Source organism: Streptomyces sp. NPDC091972, assembly GCF_044756385.1.
Lineage (GTDB): Bacteria > Actinomycetota > Actinomycetes > Streptomycetales > Streptomycetaceae > Streptomyces.
The window spans coordinates 210686-222707 of the sequence record NZ_JBIVSV010000007.1 but is presented as its reverse complement, the minus strand read 5'-3'; the positions used below and the strand labels follow the sequence as shown (position 1 = coordinate 222707).

Annotated in this window: 10 protein-coding genes; 6 read left to right on the top strand and 4 right to left on the bottom strand. The window is 69.3% G+C overall.

Annotated features, from left to right (window positions below; genetic code table 11):
• Positions 1-52: 52 nt before the first annotated feature.
• The 3 genes from ACIQJT_RS22500 to ACIQJT_RS22490 form a co-directional block, all read right to left on the bottom strand.
• Positions 53-250, bottom strand: coding sequence for a YbdD/YjiX family protein (locus ACIQJT_RS22500; protein WP_402646062.1), 198 nt, complete (start codon positions 248-250; stop codon positions 53-55).
• A complete protein-coding gene (locus ACIQJT_RS22495) occupies positions 225-2360 on the bottom strand; it encodes a carbon starvation CstA family protein (protein WP_402646059.1) in 2136 nt (711 codons plus the stop codon). The genes ACIQJT_RS22500 and ACIQJT_RS22495 overlap by 26 nt, the downstream gene beginning before the upstream one ends.
• Before the next feature lie 89 nt (positions 2361-2449).
• Positions 2450-3214, bottom strand: a complete 765-nt coding sequence (locus tag ACIQJT_RS22490) for a GntR family transcriptional regulator (RefSeq protein WP_053847903.1) — start codon at positions 3212-3214, stop codon at positions 2450-2452.
• Positions 3215-3521: 307 nt separating this feature from the next.
• Between ACIQJT_RS22490 and ACIQJT_RS22485 the strand changes: the two genes are divergently transcribed.
• The 4 genes from ACIQJT_RS22485 (at position 3522) to ACIQJT_RS22470 (ending at position 8269) form a co-directional block, all read left to right on the top strand.
• Positions 3522-4805: an extracellular solute-binding protein gene (locus tag ACIQJT_RS22485; protein WP_365463019.1), complete on the top strand. Its 1284-nt coding sequence runs from the start codon at positions 3522-3524 to the stop codon at positions 4803-4805.
• Positions 4806-4929: 124 nt separating this feature from the next.
• Positions 4930-5910, top strand: coding sequence for a sugar ABC transporter permease (locus ACIQJT_RS22480; RefSeq protein ID WP_365463022.1), 981 nt, complete (start codon positions 4930-4932; stop codon positions 5908-5910).
• A complete protein-coding gene (locus ACIQJT_RS22475) occupies positions 5907-6758 on the top strand; it encodes a carbohydrate ABC transporter permease (RefSeq protein ID WP_365463024.1) in 852 nt (283 codons plus the stop codon). Before ACIQJT_RS22480 ends, ACIQJT_RS22475 begins: the two co-directional genes overlap by 4 nt.
• 8 nt (positions 6759-6766) lie before the next feature.
• Entirely contained in the window at positions 6767-8269 is a 1503-nt protein-coding gene (locus ACIQJT_RS22470) for a glycoside hydrolase family 3 protein (RefSeq protein ID WP_365463027.1), read from the top strand.
• A 136-nt stretch (positions 8270-8405) separates the two neighbouring features.
• On the opposite strand, the gene nagB is transcribed toward ACIQJT_RS22470, so the two are convergent.
• On the bottom strand, positions 8406-9191 hold the full coding sequence (gene nagB / locus ACIQJT_RS22465) for a glucosamine-6-phosphate deaminase (RefSeq protein ID WP_365463030.1): 786 nt from the start codon (positions 9189-9191) through the stop codon (positions 8406-8408).
• A gap of 224 nt (positions 9192-9415) precedes the next feature.
• Between nagB and ACIQJT_RS22460 the strand changes: the two genes are divergently transcribed.
• Positions 9416-10057: a TetR/AcrR family transcriptional regulator gene (locus tag ACIQJT_RS22460; RefSeq protein WP_402646053.1), complete on the top strand. Its 642-nt coding sequence runs from the start codon at positions 9416-9418 to the stop codon at positions 10055-10057.
• Positions 10058-10426: 369 nt separating this feature from the next.
• Positions 10427-11893 (top strand): PAS domain-containing sensor histidine kinase, encoded by a 1467-nt coding sequence (locus ACIQJT_RS22455; RefSeq protein WP_365463115.1) that lies wholly within the window; start codon positions 10427-10429, stop codon positions 11891-11893.
• Positions 11894-12022: the final 129 nt, after the last annotated feature.

The following is a 12022-nucleotide window of genomic DNA, read 5'->3' as shown; positions in this document are numbered from 1 at the left end:
AGACCTCGTCCGCATATCGGTATGTCGATTCTGTGAAGCAGCGGGATCGGTATCAGCAGCAGCGGAAGCCCTGTCGGGGATCACTTTCCTGACGGGCGGTTCTCATCCGTTCGAACGCCCGCCGGGTCGGCACCGGCGCCTGCGGGTGGTCCTTGCGCACATGGGCCACATAGCGGTCGTACGCCGACTCGTCGGTCAGCTCGCGCACGTACCAGCGCACGGCCCTATACGCCCGTCGGAGCGACCGCATCGCGGGCCTCCTCCTTCTCCGCGCGGGTCGGGATCAGCCCGGCCGGGGCGTGGATCTTCGACTCGACGTACGGCGCCTCGCTGAGCGTGGACAGCGCGGGGCGGCGGACGTGCCGGACGCAGACCCGCAGGGCGTCGGCGATCACCACCACGATCAGCAGGGCGAGGACGGCCGTCAGGACGCCGTCGACGGTGGAGTTGGTGACCACGGTGTGCATGTCGTCCATGCTCTTGGCGGGCGGCAGCACCTTGCCGTCGTCGATGGCGTCCTGGAACACCGAGCGCTGCTTGAAGAAGCCGACCTTGGGGTCGCTGGAGAACACCTTCTGGAAGCTGGCCGTGAGCGTGACGGTCGCGTCCCAGGCGAGCGGGACCCCGGTGATCCAGGCCCACTTGAGGCGCCCCGACTTCACCAGCAGGGTGGTGCAGACGGCCAGGGCGACCGCGGCGAGCAGCTGGTTGGAGATGCCGAAGACCGGGAAGAGCTGGTTGATCCCGCCGAGCGGTTCGTGGACGCCGACCCACAGGAAGTAGCCCCACAGGGCGCAGACGACCGCGCTGGTGAGGACCAGTCCCGGCTTCCAGCTGATGTTCCTGAACGGCCGGTACACGTTGCCCAGCATGTCCTGGAGCATGAACCGGCCCACCCGCGTGCCGGCGTCCAGCGCGGTCAGGATGAACAGCGCCTCGAACATGATCGCGAAGTGGTACCAGAAGGCCCTGAGGCTCCCGCCGGTGACCTCGGAGAAGATCTCCGAGACGCCGACGGCGAGGGTCGGGGCGCCGCCGGTGCGGGAGAGCAGGCTCGCCTCCTCGACGTTCTTCGCCGCCTGGGCGAGCTCGGCGGGGGAGATGGAGTAGCCCCAGCCCGTCACGACCTGCGAGGCGTTCTCCACCGTCGTGCCGATCGCGCCGGCCGGGGCGTTCATCGCGAAGTACAGCCCCGGGTCGATGATGCTCGCCGCGACCAGCGCCATGATCGCGACCGACGACTCCATCAGCATGGAGCCGTAGCCGATCATCCGGACCTGCGTCTCCTTCTGGATCATCTTCGGCGTCGTGCCGCTCGATATCAGGGAGTGGAAGCCGGACAGGGCGCCGCAGGCGATGGTGATGAAGACGAAGGGGAACAGCGAGCCCGCGAAGACCGGGCCGTCGCCGCGCGAGGCGAAGTCCGTCACCGCGTCCATCCTCAGCGTGGGCAGTGCCACGACGACCCCGAGGGCGAGCAGCACGATCGTGCCGATCTTCATGAAGGTGGAGAGGTAGTCGCGGGGCGCGAGGAGCATCCACACGGGCAGGATCGACGCGATGAAGCCGTACGCCACCAGCCAGACGACCAGGGTGGCGGGCGCGAGGGTGAAGGTGTCGGCCCAGGAGGACTCGGCGACCCAGCGGCCGGCGACCAGCGCGAGCAGCAGCAGCCCCACCCCGACGAGGGAGACCTCGGCGACCCGGCCGGGGCGCAGGACGCGCAGGTAGAAGCCCATCAGCAAGGCGATCGGGATCGTCATCGCGATGGAGAAGGTGCCCCACGGGGAGGCCGCGAGGGCGTTGACGATGACCAGAGCCAGCACCCCGAGCAGGATGATCATGATGGCGAAGGCGGCGATCAGCGCGGCCGCGCCGCCGAACGGGCCGATCTCCTCGCGGGCCATCTGCCCGAGCGAACGGCCGTCCCTGCGGGTGGAGAAGAACAGCACCACCATGTCCTGGACCGCGCCCGCGAAGATGACGCCCGCGATGATCCAGATGGTGCCGGGGAGGTATCCCATCTGCGCGGCGAGGACCGGGCCGACCAGCGGTCCCGCGCCGGCGATCGCGGCGAAGTGGTGGCCGAGCAGGACCCGGCGGTCGGTGGGGTGGAAGTCGATGCCGTTGTCGAGGCGTTCGGCCGGCGTGGCCCTGGTCCCGTCGACCTTCAGGACCCGGTGGGCGATGAACTTCGCGTAGAAGCGGTAGCCGATCGCGTACGACCCGAGGGCGGCCGCGACCATCCAGGCGGCGGAGACGTCCTCGCCGCGGGCGAGCGCGAGCACGGACCAGCCGGCCGCGCCGACCAGGGCGACGAGGGTCCAGATGACGATGGTTCGGACGTTCGCGGTACGCACGGGGCGGTCCTCCCGTCCAGACGGAGTCGGGAGGACCGTAGAGCAGGAAGCGTGGTTGCGCTACACCGCGTGCGGTACCGGAAAGGGCCTCAGTCGACGGGCCGCTTCAGGCGGGCCACGAACTTGTACCGGTCGCCCCGGTACACCGACCGCACCCACTCCACCGGCTCGCCCGTCTTGTCGAACGAGTGGCGGGACAACATCAGCATCGGCAGGCCCACGTCGGTGCCGAGCAGACCAGCCTCGCGCGGGGTGGCCAGGGAGGTCTCGATGGTCTCCTCGGCCTCGGCGAGGTGGACGTCGTAGACCTCGGCCAGGGCCGTGTAGAGGGACGTGTACTTGACGAGCGACCTGCGCAGGGCCGGGAAGCGCTTGGCGGAGAGGTGGGTCGTCTCGATGGCCATCGGCTCGGCGTTGGCCATGCGCAGCCGCTCGATGCGCAGGACGCGGCCGCCGGCGGTGATGTCGAGGAGCTCGGCGAGGCGGTCGTCGGCGGTGATGTAACCGATGTCGAGGAGCTGCGAGGTGGGTTCGAGACCCTGGGCGCGCATGTCCTCCGTGTAGGAGGTCAGTTGCAGGGCCTGGGAGACCTTCGGCTTGGCGACGAAGGTGCCCTTGCCCTGGATGCGCTCCAGGCGACCCTCGACGACCAGTTCCTGGAGGGCCTGGCGCACGGTGGTGCGGGAGGTGTCGAACTCGGCGGCGAGGGTGCGCTCGGGCGGTACCGGGGTGCCGGGCGACTGCGTCTCCGTCATGTCGAGCAGGTGCTTCTTCAGGCGGTAGTACTTGGGCACGCGCGCGGTACGGACGCCTGCCCCGCCCTCGGTCTCCGCACTGCTGACGTCGCTGCTCATGGTCTGCCTTCCCGGCTCCGGATGCGGGTCACATCGTGATCCCTTCTGTATACCGTCGCCACCTCTTTTGGTCTAGTCCACAGAGGTGAGTGGTCTAGCGGACGAGAGTACTCCGGTGCCGCTCTTTTCGCTGGCTTCTTTAGTAATGGTTCCTGCATATGTAGCTCGTATAACGGCTGGTCAGGGCCGTTTCGAGCACCCTTGACAGGCTTCCTGGTCTGGTCCAAGCTCCCCCTACTGGTCTACACCATTGGTCCAGGTCCCGGCCTGTGGGCGGGGGGGTGTGGGCATCCCTGAGGAGGGTGGCGTGAAGCGCAAGCTTGCAGCCGCGATCGGTATCGCGGGCATGGTGGTCTCCGTCGCGGCGTGCGGTGGCAGCGACAGCGGAAGTTCGGACAACAGCGGCGCGGACGCCAAGGAGCTGACCGTCTGGCTCACCGTCGACGCCCAGAACAACTGGCCCGAGCTGGTGAAGGCGGCGGACGCCGCGGTGCAGAAGAAGCACCCCGGAATCAAGATCAACCACGAGTACTACGGCTGGCCGGACAAGAACACCAAGCTCGACGCGGTCCTCGCCACCGACAAGGCCCCCGACGTCGTCGAGATGGGCAACACCGAGATGCTCGGCTACATGGTCAAGGGCGCCTTCGCGCCCCTGGACACGGCCAAGTTCACCAACTCCTCGGCCTGGCTCGACGGCCTCAAGGCCTCGGTGACCTACGACGGCAAGGTGTACGGCGTCCCGTACTACGCGGGCGGCCGGGTCGGCAACTGGCGCAAGGACGTCTTCGCCTCGGTCGGCGTCAAGTCCACCCCGAAGACCTACGCGGAGCTCACCGCGGCCCTGGACAAGGTCCAGAAGAAGGAGGGCGACAAGTTCTCCGCCTGGTACCAGCCCACCCGTGACTGGTACGCGGCCATGTCCTTCGTCTACGACGCCGGCGGCTCCATCGCCGTCGAGTCGGGCGGCCAGTGGAAGGCCAACCTCTCCTCGCCGGAGTCCGTCAAGGGCCTCACCGACTTCAAGAACGTCGTCGACAAGTACATGCACGGCGACAAGACCAAGGACGAGTCCGACCGCTACATCGTCTACGGCCAGGGCAAGTCCGGCATGATCTTCGGCGCGGCCTGGGAGGGGGCGACCTCGGCCGACCCGAAGAACGACAAGACCGGCAAGCTCAAGGACAACCTCGAGAACTTCGTGGTGCCGGGTCCGTCCGGCAAGAACATGCCCGTCTTCCTGGGCGGTTCGGACCTCGCCGTCCCGGTGAAGTCCAAGGCGCAGGCCGTCGCCGCCGAGTGGATCAACGCCTTCACCGGTCCCTCCGGACAGAAGGGCCTGATGGCCAAGGGCAACCTGCCCAACAACAAGACCGACCTCGCCACCCTGAAGAACGACCCGGCGACCGCCGTCCCGGCCACCGCGGCCGAGTCCAACTGGTTCGTGCCCATGGCGCCCGGCTGGGGCCAGGTCGAGAAGGCGCAGGTCCTGCAGACCATGCTCCAGAACATCGGCACCGGCAAGAAGTCGGTCGAGGCCGCCGCGAAGGACGCGGACGCCGCGATCGACAAGGTCATCAACAACAAGTGACCGCAGGCAGGGCCCCGTTGAGACCGGCGGGGCCCTGCCTCCCGTACGGCCGTGCGGGCTTCGCATTCGTACGGCCGTACGGGCTTCGCTTCGTACGACCAGAGGGACCGCTGAGGAGCGCGCCATGAGTGCCGCAGACACCACCACGCCCACCGAGGTGCCGCCGCCGCTGTCGGTACCACCACCGTCCAGGCCGGCCCCGCCCGGCAGAAAGCGGGCCTCCCGCGCCACCCCCTGGCTGCTGCTCGCGCCCTGTCTGCTGATCCTGGTGCTCGTCCTCGGCTATCCCCTGGTCCGCCTGGTCGGGCTGTCCTTCCAGAAGTTCGGGCAGTCCCAGCTCTGGGGCTTCCAGCCCGCCGAGTGGGTCGGCTTCGACAACTTCACGGGCGTGCTGGGCGACGGCGAGTTCTGGGCGGTCGTCGTACGGACCGTCGTCTTCGCAGCCGGCTGCGTCATCTTCACGATGGTCGCGGGCATGCTGATCGCCCTGCTGCTCCAGCGGGTCTCCGGCTGGGTGAAGACCCTCGTCAACATCGCCCTGGTGGCCAGCTGGGGCATGCCGATCATCGTCGCCACCACGGTCTTCAAGTGGCTGTTCGACGCGGACTACGGCATCCTCAACGCCCTGCTCAGCAAGCTGCCCGGCGTCGAGATGATCGGCCACAACTGGTTCGCGAGCGGCCCCCAGGGCCTGGCCGTGATCATGCTGCTCGTGGTGTGGGGCGCGGTGCCCTTCGTCGTCATCACCCTCAGCGCCGGACTCACCCAGGTCCCGGCGGAACTGGAGGAGGCGGCCAGGCTGGACGGCGCGAGTGCCTGGGGCGTCTTCCGGTACGTCACCGTGCCCGTCCTCAAGCCGATCATCGTGATGCTCACGACCCTCTCGGTGATCTGGGACATGGGCGTCTTCCCGCAGGTGTTCGTGATGCGCAACGGCCATCCGGAGCAGGAGTTCCAGCTCCTGACCACCTACTCCTACGACCGCGCCTTCGTGGTCAACGACTACGCGCAGGGCTCGGCGATCGCCCTCATCACCGTGGTGCTGCTGCTCGGGGTCGTCGCCGTCTACATGCGGCAGATGCTGAAGATCGGAGAGGTCGAATGAGCGCACTCGCCCCGGCCGGAGGCCGTCGCCGCGGCAAGTCCAAGGCCGGCTGGAACCTCCTCGGCCTGCTGGTCTTCCTGACGGCCGGCTTCCCCGTCTACTGGATGCTCAACACCGCGTTCAAGCCGGCGAAGGACGCGATCGACCCGGACCCGAGCCTGCTGCCGACCGGCATCACGTTCTCCAACTTCAGCCGCGCGCTGGACATCGCCGACTTCTGGGGCCCGGTCGGCCGCAGCCTGGTCGTCTCCCTGGCGGTCGTGGCCATCGGCATCCTCGTCGGCACGCTCGGCGCCCTCGCCATCTCCCGCTTCTCCTTCCGCGGCCGGAAGATCGTGATCGTGGGCATCCTGGCGGTGCAGATGGTCCCGCTCGTCGCGATGATCATCCCGGTCTTCCTGCTCCTGAACGACCTCGACCAGTACGACAAGCTGTCCGGCCTGATCATCACCTATCTGACCTTCATCCTCCCCTTCACGGTGTGGACGCTGCGCGGTTTCATCGTCAACATCCCGAAGGAACTGGAGGAGGCGGCGATGGTCGACGGCTGTTCCCCCACCGGCGCCTTCATGCGGGTGGTCTTCCCGCTGCTGGCCCCCGGCATGGTCGCCACCTCGGTCTACGGCTTCATCCAGGCCTGGAACGAGTACCTGTACGCCCTCATGCTGCTCAGCCAGAAGAACCAGACCGCGACCGTCTGGCTCGGCAACTTCACCACCAAACACGGCACCGAATACGCCCCGATGATGGCCGGTTCCACCATGATGGCGGTGCCGATCGTGGTCCTCTTCCTCCTCGTCCAGCGCAAGATGGCCGCGGGTCTCACCGCGGGCGCCGTGAAGGGATAACGCCCCCGATGACGACATTCGCCAGCGGCACGACCGGGTCCAATGCAAAAGATGTGCTCACCCGCGATGCGCTGACCGTCCTCCAGCCCGGCTTCACCGGCACCACCGCCCCCGACTGGCTGCTGCGCCGCCTCGGCGAGGGCCTCGCCTCCGTCGGCCTGTTCGGCCGCAACATCGCCTCGCCGGAACAACTGGCCGCACTGACGGCCCAGTTGCGCGCCGAACGCGAGGACATCCTGGTCGCCATAGACGAGGAGGGCGGTGACGTGACCCGCCTGGAGGTGCGCACCGGCTCCTCCTTCCCCGGCAACCACGCCCTCGGCGCGGTGGACGACCTGGAACTGACGAGGAAGGTGGCCGCTGAGCTCGGCCGCCGCCTCGCGGCCTGCGGGGTCAACCTCAACTGGGCCCCCTCGGCCGACGTGAACTCCAACCCCTCCAACCCGGTGATCGGCGTCCGTTCCTTCGGCGCCTCCGCCGACCTGGCCGCCCGGCACACCGCGGCCTACGTCACCGGGCTCCAGTCGGCGGGCGTCGCCGCCTGCACCAAGCACTTCCCGGGCCACGGCGACACGGCGATCGACTCCCACCACGCCCTGCCCCGCATCGACGTGGACGAGTCGGTCCTCCTCGAACGTGAGCTGCGGCCCTTCCGCGCCGCCATCGCCGCCGGTACCCGCGCGGTGATGACCGCCCACATCCTGGTCCCCGCCCTGGACCCGGACCGCCCGGCGACGCTGTCCCCCAAGGTGCTGACCGACCTGCTCCGCCGCGAACTCGGCTACACCGGCCTCATCGTCACCGACGGCATGGAGATGCAGGCCATCGCCGCCACCTACGGCATCGAACGCGGTAGCGTCCTCGCCGTCGCCGCCGGTGCCGACGCGATCTGCGTGGGCGGCGGCCTCGCCGACGACGAGACGGTACGGCGGCTGCGGGACGCGCTGGTCTCGGCGGTCCGCTCGGGCGAACTCCCCGAGGAACGGCTCGCGGAGGCGGCGGAACGCGTGCGCACGCTGGCCCACTGGACGGCGGCCGGCGCGGCCGGCGGCCGGCCGCCGGCCGACGAGGAGGTGGGACTGCGCGCCGCCCGCAGGGCGCTGCGCGTCACCGGCGCGGACGGCTTCACCCCCCTCACCACGGCGCCGTATGTCGCCGCCTTCACCCCGGTGGCCAATGTGGCCGTCGGCGACGAGACGCCCTGGGGCTTGGCCGCCGAACTCGCCCGTGTACTCCCCGGCACGGAGACGGGCAGCTTCGCCGGCGAGGACGCGGGCCTCGCGACGCTGGCCGCGGCCGGCCCCCGCCGCATCGTGGCCGTGGTCCGCGACGAACACCGCCACCCGTGGATGGGAGCGGCCCTGGACACCGTCCTGCGCACCCGCCCCGACACCGTGGTGGTCGAGATGGGCCTCCCGCAGGCGCCCGCCCGAGGAGCCCTGCACATCGCGACCCACGGCGCGGCAAGGGTCTGCGGCAGGGCTGCGGCGGAAGTCATCGCGGGGGAGTAGGGGCTACGGCAGGACAGGTGCCGGTTCCCCTTGGGGCAACCGGCACCTGTCTTCGTCAGGGGCGCGGGGAACCGCGAGACCGGCCACGGCGGACCCGCACTCCGCAGACGGCAGAACCGGGCAGACGCGAACCGCCTCAGATCCCCTGCCAGTCAGGCTTGTTGACGAACGTGTGCCGGAAGTAGTCGGCGAGCTTCAGCTTGGAAGCCGCCCCCTCGTCCACCACGACCGTCGCATGCGGGTGCAACTGGAGCGCCGAAGCGGGGCACACCGCGGCGACCGGCCCCTCCACCGTGGCCGCCACCGCGTCCGCCTTCCCCTCGCCCGTGGCCAGCAGCACCAGATGACGGGCCTCGAGGATCGTCCCGATCCCCTGAGTGATCACATGGTGCGGCACCTGCGAGATGTCCCCCTCGAAGAAGCGCGCGTTGTCCACCCGGGTCTGCTCGGTCAGCGTCTTGATCCGGGTCCGCGAGGCCAGCGAGGAGCACGGCTCGTTGAACCCGATGTGCCCGTCCGTCCCGATCCCGAGCAGTTGCAGGTCCACGCCCCCCGCATCGGCCAGCGCGGAGTCGTACGCCTGGCAGGCACCGGTGATGTCCTGGGCCGTCCCGTCCGGGCCCATGAAGGAGTCCATCGGGATCCCCAGCGGCTCCAGCACCTCCCGCCGCAGCACCGAACGGTAGGACTCCGGATGGTCGGCCGGCAGTCCCACGTACTCGTCGAGCTGGGCTATCCGCGCCCGTGAGGCGTCCACGGCACCGGAGCGCACCTTCGCCGCCAGGGCCTCGTAGATGGGCAGCGGGGTGGAGCCGGTCGCCACGCCGAGCAGGGCGTCGGGCTTGCGCCGGAGCAGTTGGGCCATGGCCTCGGCGATGAGCTCGCCACCCGCCTTGGCGTCCGGAACGATGACAACTTCCACGCTGGGCCTGCCGATCTGAGGAAACGGTCTGATCTGTAGAAACAGTCTGAACGAGAGGGCTCGACCGGACCCCGGTACGGCCCATGTGGTTTAGACCAATCTAACAGAATCGGGTCCCACGGCCCAGGGAGCGGTGCCCACGTCGAAGCCTCCCTCCACTGCCCGGCAGCCGCTGCACAAAGAACGTACCTCCTTTCTCTAATACTCGCTATACAATTCACTCCATGGTGAGCAGTCGCGAGACGAAAGTGCAGGTCACATCCCCCTCGCCGGTGTCCAGGCGGCGCGGCCGCCCCCGGTCCTTCGACCGTGAGACCGCGCTGGAGAAGGCGATCCTGGCCTTCTGGGAGCGGGGGTACGAGGCCACGTCCGTCTCCGACCTCACGCGTGCGATGGACATCGGCGCCCCGAGCCTGTACGCCGCCTTCGGCGACAAGCGCACCCTCTTCGAGGAGGCCGTGAGCGTCTACGACGCCCGCTACGCCGCCTTCGCGGACCGCGCCCTGGCCGAGGAGCCCACCGCCCGGGCCGCCGTCGAACGGACCCTGCGGGAAGCCGCCCGCGCCTACACGCGGTCCGACCGCCCGCACGGCTGTCTCATCGCCCACGCGGCCACCAACTGCACCACTCCCGAGGTCGCGGACTCGCTGCGGGACCGGCGCAACGCCCTGATCGCCGCCTTCGAGACCCGTATCCGGGCCGGCATCGCCGCAGGTGAGCTGCCTCCCGGCACCGACGCCCGCGCACTCGCCCGGCACAGCGGCGCGATCGTGCACGGCATGTCCCAACAGGCGCGCGACGGCGCGAGCCGCGAGGAACTCGAGGCTGTCGCGGAAATTGCCCTGTCCATCTGGCCCCGCACATGAACCCACACGCGTTAGGCTGCGTGTGGGTTGTTAGGGCGTCCGAGTAAGTGCCCCCGCGAGGCGAAGACCCAACAACAAACAGGCTCCAACGCATGGACACACCTAGTGGTCTAGTCCACAATTGAACCGTGACTTCCGTCTTCCCCGCACAGGAAGACGGACCGAGGAACCGGAGCTCTCTGCCCTGACTGCCCCGGGTCCTCATCCTCGGCCGACCGGGACCGCACACCCCACGGCCGATATTGCTCCGGGCTGCGGTGCCGGGAAGGTTGAGGGTCCTTCCCAGGCGCCGCGGCCCGCGGGTGTTTCCGGGGCCGGTGTGTTTAGGTCACTCACATACCCCCAGGTACGCTCGCATGTGTGCCCTCCATGAACGAACTGGTCCGCCAGCACACCGCCCTCGACGACTCCGACCTCGAGTGGCTGCATCTGCTGGTCTCGGAGTGGCAGTTGCTCTCCGACCTCTCCTTCGCCGACCTCGTCCTGTGGGTCCCCACCCTCGACGGCACCCGCTATGTCTCGGTCGCCCAGATGCGGCCCAACACCGGCCCCACCTCCTACCAGGACGACATGGTCGGCCATCTCGTCCCACGCGGCCGACGTCCGCTGCTGGACGTGGCGCTCGACGAGGGCCGGATCGTGCGCGAGGGCGACCCGGAGTGGCGCGAGGAGGTCCCGGTCCGCGTCGAGTCGATCCCGGTACGACGGGAGGGGCGCGTCCTCGGCGTCATCGCCCGCAACACCAACCTGCTGACCGTCCGCACCCCGAGCCGGCTCGAACTGACCTATCTCCAGAGCGCATCCGACCTGGCCCAGATGATCGCGGCCGGCTCGTTCCCGTTCCCCAACCAGCAGATGGACATGGACGCGGCCCCGCGGGTCGGCGACGGACTGATCCGCCTCGACGCGGACGGCATCGTCCAGTACGCCTCCCCGAACGCCCTCTCCGCCTACCACCGCATGGGTCTCGCCTCCGACCTGGTGGGCCAGCACCTCGGCCGGACCACCGCCGAACTCGCCCCCACCCGCGGCCCGGTGGACGAGGCGCTCGCCAAGGTCGCCAGCGGCTGGGCCCCCCGCGAGTTCGAGATCGAGGCGCACGACGGGGTCATCCAGTTCCGGGCGATCCCGCTCAAGCCCAAGGGCACCCGCATCGGTTCCCTGGTCCTGCTGCGGGACGTGACCGAACTGCGCCGCCGCGAACGCGAGTTGATCACCAAGGACGCGACCATCCGGGAGATCCACCACCGGGTGAAGAACAACCTCCAGACCGTGGCGGCCCTGCTCCGCCTCCAGGCCCGGCGCATCGAGTCCGACCGCGGCCGCGAGGCCCTCGAAGAGGCGGTCCGCCGCGTCGGCTCCATCGCCATCGTGCACGAGACGCTGTCTCAGAACCTGGACGAGCGCGTGGAGTTCGACGAGATCGCCGACCGAGTGCTCGCCATGGTCGCCGAGATCTCCCCGGGCAAGGTCACCGGCCGGCGCAGCGGACGCTTCGGCATCCTGGACGCCGAGGTCGCCACCCCGCTGTCCATGGTCCTCACCGAAATCCTCCAGAACGCCCTGGAGCACGGCTTCCGCGAGGGCGAGACCGGCACGGTCGAGGTCACGGCCGTCCGCGGCGGCACCACCAAGGAGGCCCGCCTCCTCGTCACCGTCCAGGACGACGGCGTCGGTCTGCCCGAGGGCTTCGACCCGCACACCGCGGGCAACCTGGGCCTCCAGATCGTACGGACGCTGGTGGAGGGCGAGTTGGGCGGTACGTTCGACATGGTCCCGGCGCCGGAGGGCGGCACCCGCGTCATCCTCGACGTGCCGGTGCAGGCGCAGAAGTAGCCCGCACCCGGTCCGGGGCGCGGGCGCGGGAACGGCGGGGCGCAGCAAAAAGCCCCGGACCGTTCAGGGGTCCGGGGCTCAAATGCTCGTTGCCAGCGTGTGCTGCGCATCGGGGGTACTGCGCGCTGC

Bases quoted from the DNA above. Each gene is read 5' to 3' on its own strand.
- ACIQJT_RS22480 (WP_365463022.1), top strand. From the start codon at position 4,930: ATGAGTGCCGCAGACACCACCACGCCCACCGAGGTGCCGCCGCCGCTG.
- ACIQJT_RS22460 (WP_402646053.1), top strand. From the start codon at position 9,416: ATGGTGAGCAGTCGCGAGACGAAAGTGCAGGTCACATCCCCCTCGCCG.
- ACIQJT_RS22500 (WP_402646062.1), bottom strand. From the start codon at position 250: ATGCGGTCGCTCCGACGGGCGTATAGGGCCGTGCGCTGGTACGTGCGC.
- ACIQJT_RS22475 (WP_365463024.1), top strand. From the start codon at position 5,907: ATGAGCGCACTCGCCCCGGCCGGAGGCCGTCGCCGCGGCAAGTCCAAG.
- ACIQJT_RS22455 (WP_365463115.1), top strand. From the start codon at position 10,427: ATGAACGAACTGGTCCGCCAGCACACCGCCCTCGACGACTCCGACCTC.
- ACIQJT_RS22470 (WP_365463027.1), top strand. From the start codon at position 6,767: ATGACGACATTCGCCAGCGGCACGACCGGGTCCAATGCAAAAGATGTG.
- ACIQJT_RS22490 (WP_053847903.1), bottom strand. From the start codon at position 3,214: ATGAGCAGCGACGTCAGCAGTGCGGAGACCGAGGGCGGGGCAGGCGTC.